Annotated in this window: 20 protein-coding genes; 8 read left to right on the top strand and 12 right to left on the bottom strand. The window is 71.3% G+C overall.

From position 1 onward, the window contains the following. Nucleotides 1-22: 22 nt before the first annotated feature. From ABD108_RS11020 to ABD108_RS11005, 4 genes are read right to left on the bottom strand one after another with little or no spacing between them, the layout of a single operon-like run. Nucleotides 23-793 carry an amino acid ABC transporter ATP-binding protein gene (locus tag ABD108_RS11020; RefSeq protein ID WP_305110705.1) on the bottom strand — a complete coding sequence of 257 codons (771 nt, stop codon included), beginning with the start codon at nucleotides 791-793 and terminating at the stop codon, nucleotides 23-25. Beyond that, nucleotides 790-1,740: an amino acid ABC transporter permease gene (locus ABD108_RS11015; protein WP_343930296.1), complete on the bottom strand. Its 951-nt coding sequence runs from the start codon at nucleotides 1,738-1,740 to the stop codon at nucleotides 790-792. The genes ABD108_RS11020 and ABD108_RS11015 overlap by 4 nt, the downstream gene beginning before the upstream one ends. 42 nt (nucleotides 1,741-1,782) lie before the next feature. Then, a complete protein-coding gene (locus tag ABD108_RS11010; protein WP_305110704.1) occupies nucleotides 1,783-2,460 on the bottom strand; it encodes a response regulator transcription factor in 678 nt (225 codons plus the stop codon). After that, nucleotides 2,457-3,635 carry a sensor histidine kinase gene (locus ABD108_RS11005; protein ID WP_220658983.1) on the bottom strand — a complete coding sequence of 393 codons (1,179 nt, stop codon included), beginning with the start codon at nucleotides 3,633-3,635 and terminating at the stop codon, nucleotides 2,457-2,459. The genes ABD108_RS11010 and ABD108_RS11005 overlap by 4 nt, the downstream gene beginning before the upstream one ends. Between ABD108_RS11005 and ilvA the strand changes: the two genes are divergently transcribed. Continuing rightward, a complete protein-coding gene (gene ilvA / locus ABD108_RS11000; protein WP_343930295.1) occupies nucleotides 3,634-4,953 on the top strand; it encodes a threonine ammonia-lyase IlvA in 1,320 nt (439 codons plus the stop codon). The two genes, ABD108_RS11005 and ilvA, sit on opposite strands and share 2 nt — an antisense overlap. On the opposite strand, the gene ABD108_RS10995 is transcribed toward ilvA, so the two are convergent. Next, entirely contained in the window at nucleotides 4,954-5,457 is a 504-nt protein-coding gene (locus ABD108_RS10995) for a hypothetical protein (protein ID WP_343930294.1), read from the bottom strand. Nucleotides 5,458-5,536: 79 nt separating this feature from the next. Here ABD108_RS10995 and ABD108_RS10990 point away from each other — a divergent pair, with 79 nt between their 5' ends. Then, nucleotides 5,537-5,971: a PPOX class F420-dependent oxidoreductase gene (locus ABD108_RS10990; protein WP_220658980.1), complete on the top strand. Its 435-nt coding sequence runs from the start codon at nucleotides 5,537-5,539 to the stop codon at nucleotides 5,969-5,971. 23 nt (nucleotides 5,972-5,994) lie between these two features. On the opposite strand, the gene ABD108_RS10985 is transcribed toward ABD108_RS10990, so the two are convergent. The 4 genes from ABD108_RS10985 to ABD108_RS10970 form a co-directional block, all read right to left on the bottom strand. After that, nucleotides 5,995-7,020 carry an LLM class flavin-dependent oxidoreductase gene (locus ABD108_RS10985; RefSeq protein WP_220658979.1) on the bottom strand — a complete coding sequence of 342 codons (1,026 nt, stop codon included), beginning with the start codon at nucleotides 7,018-7,020 and terminating at the stop codon, nucleotides 5,995-5,997. A 55-nt stretch (nucleotides 7,021-7,075) separates the two neighbouring features. After that, a complete protein-coding gene (locus ABD108_RS10980) occupies nucleotides 7,076-8,116 on the bottom strand; it encodes an LLM class F420-dependent oxidoreductase (protein WP_343930293.1) in 1,041 nt (346 codons plus the stop codon). A 172-nt stretch (nucleotides 8,117-8,288) separates the two neighbouring features. Further along, the gene (locus tag ABD108_RS10975; RefSeq protein ID WP_220658977.1) at nucleotides 8,289-8,972 is read right to left on the bottom strand and encodes a hypothetical protein; all 684 of its coding nucleotides are present in this window, start codon (nucleotides 8,970-8,972) and stop codon (nucleotides 8,289-8,291) included. 34 nt (nucleotides 8,973-9,006) lie between these two features. Then, a complete protein-coding gene (locus ABD108_RS10970) occupies nucleotides 9,007-11,271 on the bottom strand; it encodes a malto-oligosyltrehalose synthase (protein WP_343930291.1) in 2,265 nt (754 codons plus the stop codon). A gap of 33 nt (nucleotides 11,272-11,304) precedes the next feature. Between ABD108_RS10970 and ABD108_RS10965 the strand changes: the two genes are divergently transcribed. The 3 genes from ABD108_RS10965 to bioD are packed head-to-tail and all read left to right on the top strand — an operon-like array spanning nucleotide 11,305 to nucleotide 14,430. Further along, nucleotides 11,305-12,576 carry an adenosylmethionine--8-amino-7-oxononanoate transaminase gene (locus tag ABD108_RS10965; RefSeq protein ID WP_343930290.1) on the top strand — a complete coding sequence of 424 codons (1,272 nt, stop codon included), beginning with the start codon at nucleotides 11,305-11,307 and terminating at the stop codon, nucleotides 12,574-12,576. A gap of 4 nt (nucleotides 12,577-12,580) precedes the next feature. Next, nucleotides 12,581-13,723 (top strand): 8-amino-7-oxononanoate synthase, encoded by a 1,143-nt coding sequence (locus ABD108_RS10960; protein ID WP_343930289.1) that lies wholly within the window; start codon nucleotides 12,581-12,583, stop codon nucleotides 13,721-13,723. Next, nucleotides 13,720-14,430, top strand: coding sequence for a dethiobiotin synthase (gene bioD / locus ABD108_RS10955; RefSeq protein ID WP_343930288.1), 711 nt, complete (start codon nucleotides 13,720-13,722; stop codon nucleotides 14,428-14,430). The genes ABD108_RS10960 and bioD overlap by 4 nt, the downstream gene beginning before the upstream one ends. Here bioD and ABD108_RS10950 read toward each other — a convergent pair. Next, a complete protein-coding gene (locus tag ABD108_RS10950) occupies nucleotides 14,408-15,412 on the bottom strand; it encodes an acid phosphatase (protein ID WP_343930287.1) in 1,005 nt (334 codons plus the stop codon). The two genes, bioD and ABD108_RS10950, sit on opposite strands and share 23 nt — an antisense overlap. Nucleotides 15,413-15,723: 311 nt before the next feature. Between ABD108_RS10950 and bioB the strand changes: the two genes are divergently transcribed. Genes bioB through ABD108_RS10935 form a run of 3 tightly spaced genes read left to right on the top strand, consistent with a single transcriptional unit; the run spans nucleotide 15,724 to nucleotide 17,531 of the window. Next, nucleotides 15,724-16,731, top strand: a complete 1,008-nt coding sequence (gene bioB, locus ABD108_RS10945) for a biotin synthase BioB (protein ID WP_220658971.1) — start codon at nucleotides 15,724-15,726, stop codon at nucleotides 16,729-16,731. Nucleotides 16,732-16,736: 5 nt separating this feature from the next. Further along, the gene (bsaP, locus tag ABD108_RS10940) at nucleotides 16,737-16,946 is read left to right on the top strand and encodes a biotin synthase auxiliary protein BsaP (protein ID WP_220659608.1); all 210 of its coding nucleotides are present in this window, start codon (nucleotides 16,737-16,739) and stop codon (nucleotides 16,944-16,946) included. 36 nt (nucleotides 16,947-16,982) lie between these two features. Next, the gene (locus ABD108_RS10935) at nucleotides 16,983-17,531 is read left to right on the top strand and encodes a hypothetical protein (protein ID WP_305110696.1); all 549 of its coding nucleotides are present in this window, start codon (nucleotides 16,983-16,985) and stop codon (nucleotides 17,529-17,531) included. Between the two features lie 10 nt (nucleotides 17,532-17,541). Here ABD108_RS10935 and ABD108_RS10930 read toward each other — a convergent pair whose 3' ends face one another. Further along, on the bottom strand, nucleotides 17,542-18,198 hold the full coding sequence (locus ABD108_RS10930; protein WP_343930286.1) for a CE1759 family FMN reductase: 657 nt from the start codon (nucleotides 18,196-18,198) through the stop codon (nucleotides 17,542-17,544). 2 nt (nucleotides 18,199-18,200) lie between these two features. Further along, nucleotides 18,201-19,334, bottom strand: a complete 1,134-nt coding sequence (locus tag ABD108_RS10925) for an LLM class flavin-dependent oxidoreductase (protein ID WP_343930285.1) — start codon at nucleotides 19,332-19,334, stop codon at nucleotides 18,201-18,203. Nucleotides 19,335-19,356 lie beyond the last annotated feature (22 nt).

Genomic DNA, 19,356 nt, shown 5'->3' with positions numbered 1-19,356 from the left:
TTGCGTTGTGTGGGAGAAAGGTTCAGCGGACGGCGGCGAGGAAATCGCGCGTCCGGTCGTGGGTGGCGTGCGCGAAGATCTCGTCGGGAGTCCCGGATTCCACGATGCGGCCGTCGTCCATGAAGACCACGGTGTCGGCCACATCGCGGGCGAAGCCGATCTCGTGGGTCACCACGACCATCGTCATCCCGGTCTCGGCGAGATCGCGGATCACCGCGAGGACCTCGCCCACGAGCTCGGGATCGAGTGCGGACGTGGGCTCGTCGAACAGCACGACATCGGGCCGCATCGCGACGGTGCGGGCGATCGCGACGCGCTGTTGCTGCCCGCCGGACAGCTGGGACGGCCACGACGCCTCGCGCCCCGCCAGACCGACACGGGCCAGCAGCTCGCGACCCCGTTCGGCGGCCTCCGCCGCGGGGACGCCCGCGGCGATCTGCCCCTCGGTGAGGTTCTGCAGCACCGTGAGGTGCGGAAAGAGGTTGAACTGTTGGAAGACCATGCCGATCCGGCTGCGCTGGCGGGCGATCGCGCGCGGCGCGAGCTCGCGCAGCACCGTCGATCCCCGGCGGTGCCCGGCCTCCCGGTAGCCGATGAGATCGCCGTTCACGCGGACGTAGCCGGAGTCCGGGCGCTCCAGGTGATTGATGCAGCGCAGCAGCGTGGACTTCCCCGAACCCGAAGGGCCGAGGACGATCGCCACCTCTCCGGCCGCCACGTCGAGGTCGATGGAGCGCAGGACTTCCTGTCCGCCGAAGGACTTGGTGAGTCCGCGGATCTCGATGGCGCTCATCGATGCGCTCCGATGGCGGGGAGCTGCGGTCGCAGGCGCGCGGCGTCGCGGAGGATTTCCCGGAAGGGCCGTGCGTCACGGCGCCCCCGGTTGAACCGGCGCTCCACGAAGTACTGGCCCACGGCGAGCACCGAGGTGATCACGATGTACCAGATGGTGGCAACCAGGAGCAGCGGCATCACCTTGAAGTTCTGGTTGTAGATCAACTGCACCGAGTACAGCAGATCCGTCACCGCGATCACGCTCACCAGCGAGGTCGATTTCAGCAGGCCGATCAGGAGGTTGCCGGACGACGGGATGATCGCCGGCATCGCCTGGGGGAGCACGATGCGGCGGAAGATGCGTCGCGGGCTCAGGCCGAGCGAGCGTGCCGCCTCGGTCTGTCCCGGGTCCACCGACACCAGTCCGCCGCGCACGATCTCCGCCGCGAAGGCGGCCACGTCGAGGGTCAGCGCGATGAACGCCGCCACCAGCGGCGCGATCAGGTGCGTGGTGTTGAACGTGACGAACTCGGGTCCGAAGGGAATGCCGAGTGACAGTTGCGGATACAACGAGGCGAGCTGGAACCAGAAGAGCAGGAGCACCAGCGGCGGGACCGACCGGACGATCCAGACGAAGCCGAACGAGACGGCCTGCAGCAGCGGCCCTCCCCACAGTCGCATCGCGGCCAGCCCGATACCCAGGACGAAACCCGCCGCGAAGGTGAGTGCCGTGAGCCACAGCGTGAGACCGAGGCCCTTGAGCACCGATTCCTCCGTGAAATAGCTCGCGACCGTTGGCCATTCGAAACGCTCATTGGTGAGCAGGGTGTGTACCAGCATCGCGCCGAGCAGCGCCACGACGGCGGTGGCCACCCACCGCCCGGGGCGGTGCCGCCCCACGAGCCGGACCTGGGACGGTGCCGCATCGAGTGCTGGACTCGGCGCGGGGAGGGTCGTTGTGGCCATGATGCTCGACGGTAGGCGGGCCCTCCGGCACGGGAAAGGTTTTCAATCGCCCTGACGGGATGCCGCGATACCGGTCTCGTAGGCGTATCGGACGGCGTGTGCACGGTCCCGCAGGTGTGCCTTCGCGAACAGGTTGTTGATGTGGGTCTTCACCGTCGACTCGCTGACGAACAGCCGGGTCGCGATGTCGCGGTTGGCGAGTCCGTCGGCGATGAGCCGCAGTACCTCGGTCTCGCGGGGAGTCAGATCGATCGGGGGAGCGCCGCCCTCGGCTCGCGCCGCCGGCGTGGCCCCCGGTGCCGTGATCGACGCCAGGAGGCGGCGTTGCACCCCCGGGTCGAGCACCGACTGTCCCGCTGCGGCGGCGGCGATGGCCGCGGCGATCTCGGCGCGGCCGGCGTTCTTGGTGAGATAGCCGCGTGCCCCCGCCTGCAGGCCGCGCAGGATCGACTCCTCGTCGTCGTAGGTGGTGAGCAGGACCACCGCCGTGTCGGGCGCCGCGGCCAGCACCCGCTCGGTGGCGTCGACCCCATCCAGGTGCGGCATCCGCAGGTCCGTGAGGAGTACCGCGGGCCGCAGCCGCAGTGTCACCTCCACCGCCTCGGCACCGTCGGACGCGGTCCCCACCACCGCGATCCCCGGCGAGAGGTCCAGCATGGCCGCGAGCGCATCGCGCACCGCCGCTTGATCGTCGGCCACCACCACCGTCACATCCGTCACCGGCCGGCACTCCTTCCCGGGACCGCGAGGGTCACCGTCCACCCGCCGTCGGGCGACGGCCCGGCGTGCAGGGTTCCGCCCACCTCGGCGGCGCGTTCGCGCATCCCCACCAGCCCCATTCCCGATCCGTGCGCGGCCGCGGTCGCGCGTCCCGGACCGTTGGTCACCGTCAGGACCGCGCCGGCGGGCACCGCGGCCAGGGTGGCCGTCACCGACGCGCCCGGAGCGTGCCGCCGGGCGTTGGTGAAGGCCTCCTGGGCCACCCGCAGGATCGCGCGTGCGGTGGCATCGTCGAGGTCGACGGCGTCGGAGGTGACCGACTCTCCATCGGATTCCGCCAGCGCGGCGAGCGCTGCGGGCAGATCGACGGTGTCCTCCCGCAGGGCGTGCACGGCGTCGCGGGCCTCGGTGACGCCGCCGGCGATGGCGCCGCGGGCACGCTGCACCGCGGCACGCGCATCGTCGGGGCGACCGGCCTCCAGCAGGGCGTCCGCGAGCTCGAGCTGCATCCCGGCACCGGAAAGCGTGTGGGCGAGCACATCGTGCAGGTCGCGGGCGATCCGGGCTCGTTCGGCGAGAGCGCTGCCCCGCGCCTCGGACGCGGCGGTGCGCCTGGTCTGCTCCACCAGTTGTTCCAGGGCCTGCGTGCGCTCGCGGCGGGTGCGCCGCACGATCCCCGCCCACACGGTGACCGTGATGCTGAGGCCGATCCAGAAGTCCGAGGAGTGCTGCATCGCCAGCCCGGTGGCCACGGTGCCGCCGAGCAGGACGGCGAGGGGGATCGCGATCCGCTGTGGGAAGCGGGCGCCGAAGTAGACCGCCGAGACGTACGCCAGGAGGCCGATCCCCGGATTGGGCTGCAGCGCGAACAGGGCACCGGTCGCCACTGCGCCGACGGCCTCGACACCCACGGTCACGGACAGCGGCACCCGATCGGAGCGCACCGCGCGCAGCGCGACCACTACGGAGGTCAGGGCGAACAGGATCGCGAGCCACGGCGCGGACCGATCCCAGTGCAGGGTCGGGATTGCCGCGACGAGACCGGCGACCGACACCAGGAAGCCGAATCGCATACGGTCGCCGTCGAGCACCCGCTCATCGTTGCACGGGTGCACCGGTTCGGCCGTGGACCGGGATGATCGCGCTACGGGCAGGAGTGGGAAACTGATCGGCATGTCTACCTCATCGATGTCCAGCGCCGCCGCCGACCTGACGGAGCGCGCGATCATCGAGGCGCGGGCGCGCCTGGCCGGGGTGGTCACCGAGAGCCCGCTGCAGCCCGCGGAACGTCTGTCCGCGCTGACCGGCGCGAAGGTCTATCTCAAGCGCGAGGACCTGCAGGTGGTGCGCTCCTACAAGATCCGCGGCGCCTACAACCTGATGGCCCAGCTCAGCGATGCCGAGAAGGCCGCCGGTGTGGTGGCCGCGTCCGCCGGGAACCATGCCCAGGGCGTCGCCTTCGCCTGCCGGGCGATGGAGGTGCACGGCCGGATCTACGTGCCCACCACCACGCCCAAGCAGAAGCGCGACCGGATCCGCGCCCACGGCGGCCGCTTCGTCGAGTTGATCGCCGTGGGCGAGACCTACGACGCGGCCGCCGCCGCGGCGCAGGCCGATGTCGCCGAGACCGGGGCCACCTGGGTGCACGCCTTCGACGACGTCCGCACCACGGCGGGACAGGGAACCATCGGCGTGGAGTTGGTCGAGCAACTCGGCGGCGTCCCCGATGTGGTCGTGGTCCCGGTGGGCGGCGGGGGTTGCTTCGCCGGGGTCACCCGGTACCTGCGGTCGCAGTCGGACCGGGTCGCGATCGTCGGGGCCGAGCCGGCCGGTGCCGCCTCGCTGGCCCGCTCGCTCGACGCGGGCGAGGTGGTGGAGCTCGCCACCATCGATCCGTTCGTCGACGGTGCCGCCGTCCGTCGGATCGGCGGGATCGGCTTCGACGTGGCACGCGAGCAGAACGCCCAGGTGTGGGAGGGGCACGAGGTGCGGGAGGTGAACCCCGGCAGCGTGTCCATCATCGAGGTCGACGAGGGCGCCATCTGCACCGCGATGCTCGACCTGTACCAGAACGAGGGCGTGATCGCGGAGCCCGCGGGCGCTCTCTCCGTGGCGGCGCTGGCGCAGCTGCGGATCGAGCCCGGCGCCACGGTGGTGTGCCTGCTGTCCGGCGGGAACAACGACGTCTCGCGGTACAACGAGGTGATCGAACGGTCGCTGGTGCATCAGGGTCTCAAGCACTACTTCCTGGTCGCCTTCCCGCAGGAGCCCGGTGCCCTGCGCCGGTTCCTCGACGAGGTGCTCGGCCCCGACGACGACGTGACGCTGTTCGAGTACGTCAAGCGCAACAACCGCGATACCGGCGAGGCGCTGGTGGGCGTCGAACTCGGCCACGCCGGAGATCTCGACGCCCTGCTGGCGCGCATGGATCAGTCTCGTCTGCACTGTGAGCGCCTCGAGCCCGGCTCGCCGGCGTACCGCTACCTGACCTGATCAGACGGCCTGCAGTGGCCGCTGCGTGCCGCGGTGCGCCTCCACCCGCCGCTGCAGGAACCAGTTCTGCGCGAACAGGGTGACGCCGATGAACAGCATGGTGGTGACGCCGGCGAAGGCACGTCCGGTGTGGTCGTGGAAGAGGGCCGGAACCAGCGTGTCGATCGCGAAGTGGGCACCGATGGCCACGATCCACAGTCCGAGTGTGGGCAGCGTGGCCTGTCGCAGATAGCGGCCGTCCGGGCCGGGGAAGACCTTGGTGGTCAGCGCCCGCGGGTAGGCCAGGCCCACGGCGAGTGCGAGCCCGAGCAGCGCGGCGACGGCGTGACCGATGCCCACCTCGCCTCCCTCGGAGACGTACTGCACGGTCTGGACCAGGCCGACCGCGGCGAGCACGAGGGCGATCCGAGCGGTCTTATCCTTGATGGGGCGGGCCTGGAACTGGCGGTAGAGGATCCAGCCGAGGGCCAGGACGACGATGAGGGCGGTGGTCGCTGTGTTCATGCCGCAGACTCTGCCGCGATCCCGGCCGGAGCGGATCGACCCGCGGGTGGAGATCCGGGTGGAGACGTAGTCTTCGAACATGGCTGCTGCAGATCATCTCGAACCCGCTGTCATCGCCTTCCTGTCCGAGGGCACGCGCACCGCGCACCTGACCTACCTCGCGAAGGACGGCAGGCCGCTCAGCACGCCCGTCTGGTTCGTGGTGGACGACGGTGCGCTCGTCTTCGCCACGGGTGCGGACACCTCCAAGGGCAAGCTGATCGCACGGGATCCGCGGGTCGCGGTCTCCGTCGACCTACCCGAACCTCCCTACGCCTTCGCGCAGGTGCAGGGGATCGCCGAGATCATCGACGACGATCCCGACTACCTGTTGAAGATCTGCACCGCCTGCGGCGGCCGCTACATGGGCGCCGACCGCGCTGAGGAATTCGGGCGCCGCAACGCGGTGCCGGGCGAGGTGATCGTCAAGATCCGGCCCACCCGGGTCCTGTTCAGCGGCAACGCGACCGCGTAGACCGGCGGCGGCGCGGCCCGAGATCAGCCGATCTCGGCGACCGCCTTGGCGATGATCTCCAGGCTGCGCCGGCGCTCGTCGAGACCGGGAACCATTCCGGAGATCATCAGTTCCTGCGGGCGGGTGCGCTCGAGCAACTCGGTCAGTTCGCGGCGGACGGTCTCCTGGGAGCCCACGATCCACGCCGAGGTCGACGGTGCGATCGCCGCCTCCTGATCGGCGGTGAGCGGCGCGGCGGCGGCCTGCTCGTAGGTGAGCAGGCGACCGGGATTGCCGGTGCGCACGCGGTACATCGCGGCCTTGCCGGGCCCCGCGATGCGCTGGGCCTCCTCGTCGGTATCGGCGGCGATCACGGTCACGGTCAGCATCGCGTTCGGGGAGTCGAGGTCGCCCGGCCGGAAGTTCTCGCGGTACTCGGCGAGCGCGGGGAGCGTCGCCTGCGGCGCGAAATGCCGGGCGAAGGCGAACGGAAGGCCCAGCAGGCCAGCTAGTTTCGCGCTGAAGGTGGACGAACCCAGCAGCCACACTTGCGGATCCGCGCCGACGCCCGGGGTCGCCGTGATCGCGGCGTAGGGATGATCGATCGGGAAGTCGTCACGCAGGAAGGCCCGCAGATGCGCGAGCGCCTGCGGGAAGTCGTCGACCGATTCGCTCACCTTGCCGCCGCGCAGCGCATGCGCGGTCAGCTGGTCGGTGCCCGGTGCCCGACCGATGCCCAGATCGATGCGATCCGGGAAGAGGGCGTCGAGCGTGCCGAACTGCTCGGCCACCACGAGCGGCTGGTGGTTGGGCAGCATCACACCGCCGGAACCCACGCGGATCGACTCGGTGGCCGCGGCGATCTGCCCGATCAGTACCGCGGGCGCGGAACTCGCGATCCCCGGCATCGAATGATGTTCTGCCACCCACACGCGGTGATAGCCCAGCCGCTCGGCCTCCTGCGCGGTCGCGATGGTGTCGCGCAGGGCGTCGCCGAAGGAGGCACCGTCCACGACGGGCGCGAGTTCGAGGACGGAGAGGCGGGGGCGGAGTACGGAATCGTCGGACACCCAAGGTTCAACCGGGCATCCCGGCCGAATCTTCCCGCCCGGCGATCCCGGCAGGTCAGATCAGGTCGCGCAGCAGCTCGACCTGTTTGATGCGGCCGTCCTTCGAATCGGCGATCGGGGTCACGTTGAGCACCGTGGCGCCGGCTTCCTCGAAGGCCTTCACACGCTCGGCGACGAAGCCCTTGGGGCCGATCAGCGAGACATTGCGCGCCAGCTCATCCGGCACCGCCTGCGCGGCCGCCGCTTTGTCGCCCGTCAGGTACAGCTCCTGGATGCGGTCGGCCTCGGCGCCGTAGCCGTAGTTGGTGGCCAGCGTGTGATAGAAGTTCTTGCCCTTGGCGCCCATGCCGCCGATGTACAGCGCCAGGTGCGGCTTCACGAAGCCGAGCAGATGGTCCACATCGTCGCCGATGGCCAGCGCGGGACCGGCGTACACGTCGAGCTCGCCGAGCGCGGGATCACGTTTGGCCTTGCCGGCGGCGACGGCGTCGCCCCACACGTCCTTGGCCTTCTCGGGCAGGAAGAAGATCGGCTGCCAGCCCTCGGCGACCTCGGCTGCCAGGGCCACGTTCTTCTGGCCGAGGGCCGCCAGCAGCACCGGGATCCGCTCGCGCACGGGGTGATTGATCAGCTTGAGCGGCTTGCCGAGCCCCGTGCCGCCGTCCTCCGCGGTGAGCGGCATCTGGTAGTACTTGCCGCGATGTTCGAGCCGCTCGCGGCGCCACACCTTGCGGCAGATCTCGATGATCTCGCGGGTGCGGCCGATGGGAGCGTCGTAGGGCACGCCGTGGAAGCCCTCGATCACCTGTGGGCCCGAGGCGCCGAGGCCCAGGATGAACCGTCCGTTCGAGACGTTGTCCAGGCCGGCGGCCGTCATCGCGGTGAGCGTGGGCGTGCGGGTGTAGATCTGCAGGATGCCGGAGGCGAGCTTGATCTTGTCCGTCTTGGCGGCGAGATAGCCGAGTGCGCTCACCGCGTCGAAGGAGTAGGCCTCGGGGACGAAGACGATGTCCAGACCGGCCTTCTCCAGGTCGAGAACCTCGTCGGCGACGTCGTTGAACTCGCCTGCGTAATTGATGCCGAGACCGATGCGCATGTGGTGTCGCCTTCCGTGCTCCGTGTGGACGTCAGTGAACAATAACTCACTCGATCTGCCCGGAGCCCGGCCCGCACACCGCGACGGATGCGCGCATCGGCGCAGGAACACCCCTATTCGGGGTGGGGCCGGCGACCGCTGCCGCACAGCGCTCCCCGCGGCGGCGGACTGATCAGTGCAGGCCCTCCCACTCCGCGCTGCGCGCACGATGCAACTCCAGCGCGGCGCAGGCGGATTCGGCGGAGGTGAAGCTGCCGCCCGCGATCCGCCCCATCGTGGCGAAATCCTGCTCGACGAGCGCATCGAACCGCCACGCATCATCGAGCGGACGGCGTGCGATGTGCGTGGTGAGCGTGACGCCGGCCGCCTGGCCGAGGCACGCGTCGGCGTCCTGCGCGAGCACCTCCGCGTAGGTGCGTGCACCGAACCGGACGAACACGGTGTCGCCCATCGGGACCTCGGCGAGCACGGTGGCATCGCCGTCGAGCACCAGGCGGTCGTGGATCTCCGCTGTGAGCTGCCAGGCCTGCGCCATCCCCGCACAGCGGATCAACAGGTGAGCGGCCTCCTCGGGGTCGGTGACCAGGCCCAGGATGGAGTGCCGCCCCTCGCGGAAGGCGCGGACCTCGATGGCCGTGCCCTCGCCGGGCAGGGAATGCGCCGTGAACCGTGAGGTGCCCACGGCCAACCGGAGGCTCCCCGTGGGGCGCAGAGTGGCGGGCAGGCCGTGCTCGTGCAGTGCCTGCGCCACCCGCGCGAGGGCGGAGTCGTGGATGCGACCGCCGCTCACCCCGAGGCGGGCGGTGGGCGACTGAGTGAAGGCCGACCGGAGGGGCCGCGAGGCGTCGCTGTTCATGAGAGCAGTGTGCGGAGCACCACTGACAAGTTTTCTAGTCGCGCACCAACAGAGCGACCGGGTGTTCGATGTCGAGAACGTGGAGATCCATTCGACCTGCATGAACGGCGCCGGTGAGGCGGTCGGTCCAGCGGCCGGGCGGCAGCGCGACCCGCGTCTCGCGCCAGCCGCCGGACCGTGCGAGGACCAGTGTCCGGCGGGAGGCGAGCACCAGCACGTCGAGGTCGCCCTCGCGCGGGCCGCGGCCGAAGCCGAGCAGATGGTCCGCGCCCGGACCCGTGCCGCGCAGCGGCGCGTAGCTCCCGCCGACGAAGGACCGGGGCCGCTCCCGGCGCAGTCGCAGGGCGGTGCGCACGAGGTGCTGTTTTTGATGCTCGCCGGTCCGCAGGGCCTCCCAGTCCACCGGGCGCCGATTATCGGGATCGACGAGCGAGTCGTCCCAGCGCTCGGTGCCCTGGTAGACATCGGGCACCCCGGGCCCGAGGAGTTGGATCGCCTTCTGCGCGAGCGCATCGGCTCGACCGTGCCGCCCGATCTCGTGCACCAGGCCGGTCAGCTCCGCCGCGACCGGACCGTCGAGCACCGCATCGAGGAAGGTGTGCGCGGCCGATTCGAAGGCCTCGTCGGGCGCAGTCCACGAGGTGCCCGAGCGCGCCTCACGCATCGCCTTCTCCGTGTAGCCGTGCAGCCGGGAGCGCAGGGCACCGGTCACCGCGCCGTCCTCGGGCCACACCCCGAACAGCGTCTGCCACAGCAGCAGCCCGAGCGCCGGCTCCGGCGGAGCGGGGACCATCGCCGACCAGCGTTCCAGGCGATCCGCCCACAACGCCGGACACTGGCTCAGCACACCGATCCGGGCGCGCACATCCTCACCGCGTTTGGTGTCGTGGGTCGACAGCGTGGTCATGGCGGCGGGCCAGTGCGCGGCGCGGTGGGCGAGGGCGGGGTGCGGATCGTCCGGTCCGAACTCCCACGGAGCGCCGCCCACCTCCTGGAGCGCGATCAGGCGCGCCGCACGGTAGTAGAGCGTGTCCTCAACCGACTTGGCCGTGAGCGCGTCCGCGAGCCGGGTGAGGCCGGTGGCCGTCTCAGCGCCGAGGCTCGCCGCCCGCCGGACGGTCCGGATCGCGGCATCGTCGGCGGGGGAGTCGTTGAGGACGGCGAGAACGGCCTCGTCCAGCGCGCGGCGGGGGAGCGTCGCACCGGTCTCGCGCCGCACCGTGCGGGCCAGGCGCTCGACATCGGGCCGGAAATCGTGCGCGGCGAGATCCGCGCGGATCGCCCGGTGCTCCGGCGAATCCGTGCGGGCCGCGCCGTCGTTCCCGGTGTGCCGTTCGTGCAGCCGGCTCAGGGGTCCCTCGCCCGCGGGGTCGACCAGGGCGTGTGCGAGCTCGCGGAGGGCCTCGTACCCGGTGGTCCCCGCCACCGGGAGCGCGCGGTCCAGCGACTGGCCGGGCGGCAGCACCTTCTCGATCACGATCCACGCATCGGGGCCGGTGAGCGCGCGTAGCCGTCGGAGGTACCCGGCCGGATCGGTCAGGCCGTCCGGGTGGTCCACCCGCACACCGTCCGCGATGCCGTCGGTGAACCAGGACCCGATCTCGCGGTGCGTGGCCGCGAACACCTCGTGGTCCTCCACCCGCAGCGCCGCCAGCTCGTCGATGGCCAGGAACCGGCGGTACGTGCGCGTCGCGTGATTCCACGGGATGAGCCGATAGTGCTGCGCGGCCGCGATTTCCGCGCCGGCGCCGCCGGGGTCCGGACCCACCGGAAAGATCCTGTCGTGGTAGCGGAGCACCGGGTGCGGGCCCGTACGGTCGACGGTGACCGCGGGCGCCTCATCGTCGCGGGCCAGGACGGGCAGCGCGAGCCGCCCGCCGGCGCCGTTGTCCGCCGACCAGTCGATGTCGAAGACGTCGGCGAACCGGGACCGCGGGCCGTACCGCAGGACGTCCCACCACCACGGATTCTGCTCGGGGCGGCCGACCCCCAGGTGGTTGGGCACGATGTCGATCACCAGCCCCAGCCCCGCCCGGTGCGCCGTGTCCGCGAGCGCGTCGAGACCGGCGCGGCCGCCGAGTTCCGCGCGGACTCGGGTGGGGTCGGTGACGTCGTAGCCGTGGGTCGATCCGGCGACGGCCTCGAGCACGGGGGACAGGTAGAGGTGGGTGACCCCGAGATCCGCGAGATAGGGGACCCGGGCGGCCGCATCGGCGAAGGTGAAGCCCGGTCCGAGCTGGAGCCGGTAGGTCGCGCCGACCGGTCGCCCGGCGGGGCCGAGACCGGTCGGGGCGCGCACCCCGTCAGCCTAGCCCCGCTACTGTGGCCGACCATGACGCCCGAAGAGATCCTCGCCCTCGACGCGCAGACCCTCTGGCATCCGTACAGCCCGGTGGGCGGTTCGGGGGTGCGGGTGGTGTCCTCGGCGCGGGGCGTGCGCCTGACCCTCGGCGACGGCTCCGAGGTGATCGACGGGATGAGCTCCTGGTGGGCGGCGATCCACGGCTACCGGCACCCCGTGCTCGACGCCGCGGCGAAGTCCCAGATCGACACCATGGCCCACGTGATGTTCGGCGGCCTCACCCATGCGAGTGCCGCGCGGCTGGGCGAGCTCCTCGTCGAGATCACGCCCGCGGGCCTGGACACGGTCTTCCTCGCCGACAGCGGCTCGGTGTCGATCGAGGTGGCGGTGAAGACCGCGCTGCAGTACTGGCGCGCGAAGGGCGTCGAGGGGCGCAACCGCCTGCTGACCTGGCGCGGCGGCTACCACGGTGACACCTTCACGCCGATGAGCGTGTGTGATCCCGAGGGCGGGATGCACGCGCTGTGGACCGAGGTCCTGGCCTCGCAGGTCTTCGCGCCCGCGCCGCCCGCGGAATTCGACGAGGCCTACGTCGCCGAGCTCGATCGCCTGGTGGCCGAGCACGCCCACGAACTGGCCGCCGTGATCGTGGAACCCGTGGTCCAGGGCGCCGGCGGCATGCGATTCCATCCGCCCGCCTACGTGGCCGCGCTGCGTGAGATCACCCGCCGCCACGACGTCTTGCTGATCCTCGATGAGATCGCCACCGGATTCGGCCGCACCGGAACACTGTTCGCGTCCGATGCCGCCGGGATCACCCCGGATCTCCTCTGCGTCGGGAAGGCGCTCACCGGTGGCTACGTGACCCTGGCCGCGATGCTGTGCACCGACGAGGTGGCCCGGACCATCTCCGAGTCGGATCAGGGCGCCCTCATGCACGGCCCCACCTTCATGGGCAACCCGCTGGCCTGCGCCATCGCCGTCGCCAGCACCGAACTGTTGCTCTCGCGCGACTGGCGGGCGGAGGTCGCGGGCATCGAATCGGGCCTGCGTGCGGGCCTGGAGCCGCTGCGCGAGCTCCCGGGCGTGATGGACGTGCGCGTCCTCGGCGCGATCGGCGTGGTCCAGCTCGATCGGCAGGTCGACGTCGCGCGCGCCACCGATGCGTGCGTCGGAGCGGGGGTGTGGCTGCGGCCCTTCCGAGACCTCGTCTACACGATGCCGCCGTTCATCAGCACGGCCGACGAGGTGGCGGCGATCGCCGGGGGTGTCTCCGCCGCGGTGCACGCGGCGTTACAGTGAACCCATGAACGGTGTTCAAGTCCCCGTGGTACACGCCCTCGACTGGCTCGACGGCTACGCCCGGGACCGCACCGCGGCGGGGCTGCGCCGCACCCTCACTCCGCGCCGGTCCCACGAACCGGGGATCGACCTCGCCTCGAACGATTACCTGGGCCTGAGCCGGCACCCGCGCGTGCTGGACGCCGCCGCCGAGGCGGTGCGCACCTGGGGCGCCGGTTCCACCGGCTCCCGGCTGGTCACCGGGACCACCACCGTCCACGAGGACTTCGAGCGGCGCCTCGCCGCGTTCCTGGGCGCCGATGCCGCCCTCTGCTTCTCCTCCGGCTACCTCGCCAACCTCGGCGCTGTGACCGCGCTGGCGGGCCGCGGCGCACTGATCGTCTCCGACGGCGGCTCGCACGCCTCACTCGTGGACGCCTGTCGACTGTCCCGGTCGCGGATCGTGGTGATCCCCCGGGGCGACGTGGCCGCCGCGCGACGTGCCCTGGCCGACCGCACCGAGGAACGCGCGCTCGTCGTGACCGACTCCGTGTACAGCGCCGACGGCGCGCTCGCGCCGGTCGCCGACCTCTACGCCGCCGCCCGCGAACACCGCGCGGCGCTCCTCGTCGACGAGGCGCACGGCCTCGGCGTGCGCGGCGACGGTGGCCGGGGCCTGGTGCACGAACTCGGCCTCGCCGGTGCCCCCGACCTCGTGACCACCGCGACGCTGTCCAAGGCGCTCGGCTCCCAGGGCGGCGTGGTGCTCGGCGACGAGCGGGTCCGCGCGCACCTCATCGATTCCGCCCGCTCGTTCATCTTCGACACCGCTCTCGCACCCGCCGCGGTGGCCGCCGCGGACGCGGCCCTCACGGAACTGCAGGACGATCCCGGTCTCGCGGCCCGTGTCCTCGACCGCGCCCGAACGATCGCCCACGGCGTCGGCGCCGAGGCGCCCGCATCGGCCGTGGTCTCGCTGGTACTGGGCGAACCCGACCGCGCCGTGGCCGCCCGCGACGCCTGCGCGGCCGACGGCGTACGGGTCGGCTGCTTCCGCCCGCCGTCGGTGCCCGAAGGCACCTCCCGCCTGCGGATCACGGTGCGCGCCGATCTCTCCGACGCCGAGGTCGAGCACGCGATCGGTGTGATCCGGCGGGCGGTCCGGTGATCCTCGGCGTCACCGGCACGGGCACCGGCGTAGGGAAGACCGTGGCCAGCGCGGCGCTCGCCGCGGCTCTGCTCCCGGCCGGACCGGTCACGGTGATCAAACCCGCCCAGACCGGATTCGCCGACGGCGCCGAGCGTGACGCCGACGGTCAGCTCAGCGATGCGGCCGAGGTGACGCGCCTGGTGCCGGGAGCGGTCACCGTCGAACACCGGCGGTACCCCGATCCACTCGCCCCTCTGACTGCCGCGCGACGTGCGGGGCTACCGCCGCTGACGCTCGACGAGGCCGCCGGGCTCGCACGCGGACGCGAGGGGGCCGTGCTGGTGGAGGGCGCGGGCGGCGTGCTGGTGCGGCTGGGCATCGACGGTGCTGGAACGCCGTTCACTCTCATCGATCTGGCAGCCCTGCTCGATGCGCCGGTCGTGGTGGTGGCGGACCCGGCCCTCGGCACGCTCAACCACACCGAGCTCACGGTGCGCGCCCTGCAGTCCGGGGGAGTGCACTGCGCCGGAATCGTGCTCTCCCGCTGGCCCGACGCACCGGGACTGGCCGAACGCTGCAACCTCGACGATCTGCCGGCACTGACCGGAGTGCCGATCGTCGGCCGGATACCGGAGGGCGCCGCGGCCCTCCCGCCGGAGCGGTTCGGTGCCGCGGCGCCCGCGTGGTTCGACGCCTCCTGGCTTACTTCGCCAGCCAGGCGCTGAGCAGGTCGATCCGCTGCCAGCCGCCGTTCACGTCGAGCGGGTAGCCGGCGGGGCCGGCGGTGCGCGCCAGCAGGTCTCGGAGCTGGGCGTCGCTGCTGCCGGGGTGCGCCGCGCGCAGGAGTTCGACGGCACCCGCCGGCACCTGGGCCGGTGCGTCGCCGCCGATCCGGGGCAGGCCCCAGGTGAGATCGCGGCGGTACGCGGGCGCGGCGGCATCGGTAGCGATGTAGTTCTTCTGGCAGGCCACCACGGCGGCGATCGAGCCGCCGGTCCGGGCCGTCAGCACCGTCCGCAGCTCGGTGCGGGCCTCCGCGACCAGCTGGGCGAAGCGCGGGTTCGACAGGGCGTCCGCGACGGCCGCCTGCGCCAGGATCCGTCCGCCGATCACGTCCAGCGGGTAATGCACGCCGAGCACCACGCGGTGGCGACCGTAATCGGCTCCGCGCGCGAGGATCTGGGGCCCGAGCTCGGGCACCAGTGTGGCGAGGACCAGCGCCTCGGAGTAGCCCCAGGCCGTGTGGCCCGAGGGGTAGGAACCCGATCCGCGCACGCTCTCGTAGAGGTCCGGCCGGCCGTCGCCGTACCGCTTGATCGACGCGGGGGCCACCTCGAACGGGCGGGTGTACTGGAAGTGCTTCTTCGCGGCGGAGGTGTCCACGTACGAGCTCAGGACGGCCTTCTTCCCCACCAGCAATGCCGTGGTCTTGGGGAGCTGGCCCGCCTTCTCCGCGGCGCGGAAGGCGGGGAACAGGGTGTCACCCAGCGCGTTGAACACCGAGTCGTCGGAGAGGCCGTAGTTGTCGTTGACGGCGTACTGCTGGTCGGCGGGCGAGGCGGCGTTGTTCACCGCCACGGCGGTGTCGAGGTTCGCCTTCTTCACCGACGCGGGCAATGCGGAGAACGCGGACAGTTCGCCGATGTACGTCTTGGCGGTGCCCTTCGAGGCCAGCTGCGCGGCGGAGAACGGGGCGGTCTGCGGCACGGTCTGCGGGGCGAAGCTGCAGGTGGCGGGCGGTGCGGCGAGGGCCGGGGCGGCGATCGATCAGGAGAGCGGAGCGGTGAAGGCGGCGGTGGCCACCACGCCCGCGGCGAACAGCTTCTTCGTGCGCAGATTCATGACGGAAACCCTCACGCGAATGCCTAGAAAAGGGAAGGAAACGGTTCCGGTCGATCCGATGAACGTTTGCCGCGCCGGTGGGCTACCTGAACAGTGTTCATGAATTGAACGCTGTACAGTGCTCGTAGGAGCGCGGCGTAGCCCGCCGCGAATACTCAGCTGACGAGGGAGAACGCATGACCGGGGTCCTTGCCGACATCATCGACGTCGCGCGCGAGCAGGTGCTCGATCGCGGCGAAGGCTTGAATCAGGAGCAGGTCCTCGCCGTGCTCCAGCTGCCCGACGACCGGCTCGACGAGGTGCTCCAGCTGGCGCACGAGGTGCGCATGAAGTGGTGCGGCCCCGAGGTCGAGGTCGAGGGCATCATCAGCCTCAAGACCGGCGGTTGTCCCGAGGACTGCCACTTCTGCAGCCAGTCCGGTCTGTTCCAGTCCCCGGTCCGCTCGGCGTGGATCGATATTCCGTCCCTCGTCGAAGCCGCCAAGCAGACCGCGAAGACCGGTGCCACCGAGTTCTGCATCGTTGCCGCCGTCCGCGGCCCGGACGCCCGCCTGCTGAGCCAGGTGGCCGCCGGCATCGAGGCCATCCGCAACGAGGTCGACATCCAGATCGCTTGCAGCCTCGGCATGCTCACCCAGGAGCAGGTCGATCAGCTCAAGGGCATGGGCGTGCACCGGTACAACCACAACCTGGAGACCTCGAAGTCGCACTTCCCCAACGTGGTCACCACGCACACCTGGGAGGAGCGCTGGGACACCCTGCGCATGGTCCGCGAGGCCGGGATGGAGGTGTGCTGCGGCGGCATCCTCGGTATGGGGGAGACGCTGGAGCAGCGCGCCGAGTTCGCCGCCAACCTGGCCGAACTCGAGCCCGACGAGGTGCCGCTCAACTTCCTCAACCCGCGCCCGGGCACCCCCTTCGGCGATCTCGACGTGCTGCCCGCCGCCGAAGCGCTCAAGTCCGTGGCCGCCTTCCGGCTGGCCCTGCCGCGCACCATCCTGCGGTTCGCCGGCGGCCGCGAGATCACCCTCGGCGATCTCGGCGCCGAGAAGGGCATCCTCGGCGGCATCAACGCCGTCATCGTGGGCAACTACCTGACCACCCTGGGCCGGCCCGCCGAGACCGACCTCGATCTGCTCAACGAGCTCAAGATGCCGATCAAGGCCCTGAACGAGTCCCTGTGACTCTGATGACCGATCAGGATCCGGTGTACAACGAATACACCGGCAAGCCGCTGGCCGAGGGCGGCCCGGTCTTCGAGGCGGCCCGCCTGGGATTGGAGCCGCCGCGCTTCTGCGGGCACTGCGCCCGCCGGATGATCGTGCAGATCGTTCCCGACGGCTGGGTGGCCCGATGCTCCCGGCACGGCGAGATCGACTCGAAGAGCCGCGAGCGCTGAACGCCGGTTCGGTGCGCACTCGCTAGGCTGGCGCCGATGATTCCCCTTGCCTCGGCGCCCGCGCGCCCCTCGTACGTGGTCCCGGCGGTCGTATCGGCCGTCCTCGGCGCGGCTGCGGGCCTGATCTGGGGCCTGACGGTGCCCGGGATCCGCGGGGTGGTCACGAACTCGGGCGATGTGCTGGTGCGGCAGGGGCAGCTGGACAACTTCTTCATCGGGACGGCCGCGTTCGTCGGGATCTCCGTGGTCGGCGGTCTGCTGACGGCGGCGGCCCTGTTCCGCAGCCCGCGGCGCACACCCGAGTGGGTCGCGGTCACACTGGCCGCGGCCGCCTTCTCGGTGGCCATCGCGGCGGTCCTCGGCCAGGCCGTGGCGGACGCCCGCTTCGCCGGGCCGGGCGGTGCCGGCCTCGATTACACGTCCGCGCCGACGATCCGCCTCGACGGGGCCAACTTCTTCGAGGTGGCCAATCATCCGGGCGGCCTCGTGGGCGTGCTCGCCTCCTGGGTGGTGGTGCTGGTGTGGCCGGCGATCACCGCGTTGTGGTGCGGTCTGGCCGCGGCCTTCGCCCGCCGCCTTCCCTGACGCCGGGCGACTAGTCGCCGGTGTGGCCGCGCAGCAGGTCCGCGAAGTCGGTCACCGGGCCGAGATCGTTGGCCCCGCCGGATCGGCGCGGCCGGCCGAGATCCGACGGTCCGCCGAATCCCGCCACGGCACCGTCGGATTCGACGAGTGCCCCGGCCAGCTCGGCACCGGCCCGCGAGATCCGCGCGGCCAGTTCCGCCGATCCGAAGTCCTCGGTGGCCGCGAACACTCCGGTCGGGAGGACCCGGGCCCGCAGGTACGCGAACAGCGGACGGAGCGCGTGATCGAGCACCAGGGAGTGTCGCGGCGTGCCGGCCGTGGCCGCCACCATCACGGGGACGTCACTGAGCGCGTCGGGGTCGAGGGCGTCGAAGAACATCTTGAACAGGCCGCTGTAGGAGGCGGTGAACACCGGCGATACGGCGATCACGCCGTCGGCGGCGGCCACCGCGTCCTTGGCCGCGGTGAGCGCGGGCGTGGGGACGCCCGTCGTCATCACGGTCGCCAGATCGCGTGCGAGCTCGCGCACCTCGATCACGGTGACCTCCAGCGCCTCGCCCCGCGCCGACACCGCGGCCCGGGCGGCGTCGGCCAGCTGATCGGCCAGCAGACGGGTCGACGAGGGCTCGGAGACGCCCGCGGCGATCACCAGCAGGTTGCGGGCCATCGTCAGGCCTCCTTCGCGGTCACGAGGTCCTGCGCCGGGAGAACCAGGCGATGCGGGGCGTCGGCGCCCGCGGCCACGAGCGAGGCGTGCGTCGGCGGGTCCGATGGGACGTGTGCCGGGCGACGCAGCTCGAACTCCTTGCGCAGCACGGGAACCACCTGGGTGCCCAGAATCTCGACCTGCTCGAGGACCTGCTCCAGCGGCAGCCCCGCGTGGTCGACCAGGAACAGCTGGCGCTGGTAGTCACCCGCGTAGTCGGCGAAACCGAGGGTCTTCTCGATCACCTGCTCGGGCGTACCGACGGTGAGCGGCGTCATCTGCTCGAAATCCTCCAACGACGGCCCGTGCCCGTAGACGGGAGCGTTGTCGAAGTACGGCCGGAACCGTCGCTTGGCCTCCGCCTCGGTCTCGGCCATGAAGACCTGCCCGCCGAGGCCCACGATCGCCTGATCGGCGGAACCGTGGCCGTAGTGCTCGTACCGCTGCCGGTACAGGCCCACCATCTGCTCGGTGTGTTCCTTGTTCCAGAAGATGTTGTTGTGGAAGAAGCCGTCGCCGTAGAACGCGGCCTGTTCGGCGATCTCCGGAGAGCGGATCGAGCCGTGCCACACGAAGGGCGGGGTGCCGTCCAGGGGCGCCGGGGTAGACGTGTACCCCTGCAGCGGAGTGCGGAACTGGCCCTCCCAGTCGACGACGGGCTCGCGCCAGAGCTTGCGCAGCAGGTGGTAGTTCTCGATCGCCAGCGGGATGCCCTGGCGGATGTCCTTGCCGAACCACGGGTACACGGGACCGGTGTTGCCGCGGCCCAGCGTGAGGTCGACGCGCCCGTCCGCGAGGTGCTGCAGCATCGCGTAGTCCTCGGCGATCTTCACCGGATCATTGGTGGTGATCAACGTGGTCGCGGTGCTCAGCAGGAGCGACTCGGTGCGGGCGGCGATCCAGCCGAGCAGCGTGGTGGGCGACGACGGGACGAAGGGCGGATTGTGGTGTTCGCCGGTCGCGAAGACGTCGAGGCCCACTTCCTCGGCCTTGAGCGCGATGGCGGTCATGGCCTTGATCCGGTCGTGCTCGCTGATCGTGGTGCCGGTGGTGGGGTCGGTGGTCACATCGCCGACCGTGAAGACGCCGAACTGCATGTCGTTCCTTCCCGATCGGGCC

This window comes from Tsukamurella strandjordii, assembly GCF_039525985.1.
Lineage (GTDB): Bacteria > Actinomycetota > Actinomycetes > Mycobacteriales > Mycobacteriaceae > Tsukamurella > Tsukamurella strandjordii.
Note: the sequence above shows the minus strand (reverse complement) of the source record. Positions and strands in the feature narration are given on the sequence as shown.

Coding starts and splice junctions, on each gene's coding strand:
- ABD108_RS11020 (WP_305110705.1), bottom strand. CDS start 793: ATGAGCGCCATCGAGATCCGCGGACTCACCAAGTCCTTCGGCGGACAG.
- ABD108_RS11015 (WP_343930296.1), bottom strand. CDS start 1,740: ATGGCCACAACGACCCTCCCCGCGCCGAGTCCAGCACTCGATGCGGCA.
- ilvA (WP_343930295.1), top strand. CDS start 3,634: ATGTCTACCTCATCGATGTCCAGCGCCGCCGCCGACCTGACGGAGCGC.
- ABD108_RS11005 (WP_220658983.1), bottom strand. CDS start 3,635: ATGCCGATCAGTTTCCCACTCCTGCCCGTAGCGCGATCATCCCGGTCC.
- ABD108_RS10995 (WP_343930294.1), bottom strand. CDS start 5,457: ATGAACACAGCGACCACCGCCCTCATCGTCGTCCTGGCCCTCGGCTGG.
- ABD108_RS10990 (WP_220658980.1), top strand. CDS start 5,537: ATGGCTGCTGCAGATCATCTCGAACCCGCTGTCATCGCCTTCCTGTCC.
- ABD108_RS10980 (WP_343930293.1), bottom strand. CDS start 8,116: ATGCGCATCGGTCTCGGCATCAATTACGCAGGCGAGTTCAACGACGTC.
- ABD108_RS10975 (WP_220658977.1), bottom strand. CDS start 8,972: ATGAACAGCGACGCCTCGCGGCCCCTCCGGTCGGCCTTCACTCAGTCG.
- ABD108_RS10965 (WP_343930290.1), top strand. CDS start 11,305: ATGACGCCCGAAGAGATCCTCGCCCTCGACGCGCAGACCCTCTGGCAT.
- ABD108_RS10960 (WP_343930289.1), top strand. CDS start 12,581: ATGAACGGTGTTCAAGTCCCCGTGGTACACGCCCTCGACTGGCTCGAC.
- bioB (WP_220658971.1), top strand. CDS start 15,724: ATGACCGGGGTCCTTGCCGACATCATCGACGTCGCGCGCGAGCAGGTG.
- bsaP (WP_220659608.1), top strand. CDS start 16,737: ATGACCGATCAGGATCCGGTGTACAACGAATACACCGGCAAGCCGCTG.
- ABD108_RS10935 (WP_305110696.1), top strand. CDS start 16,983: ATGATTCCCCTTGCCTCGGCGCCCGCGCGCCCCTCGTACGTGGTCCCG.
- ABD108_RS10930 (WP_343930286.1), bottom strand. CDS start 18,198: ATGGCCCGCAACCTGCTGGTGATCGCCGCGGGCGTCTCCGAGCCCTCG.
- ABD108_RS10925 (WP_343930285.1), bottom strand. CDS start 19,334: ATGCAGTTCGGCGTCTTCACGGTCGGCGATGTGACCACCGACCCCACC.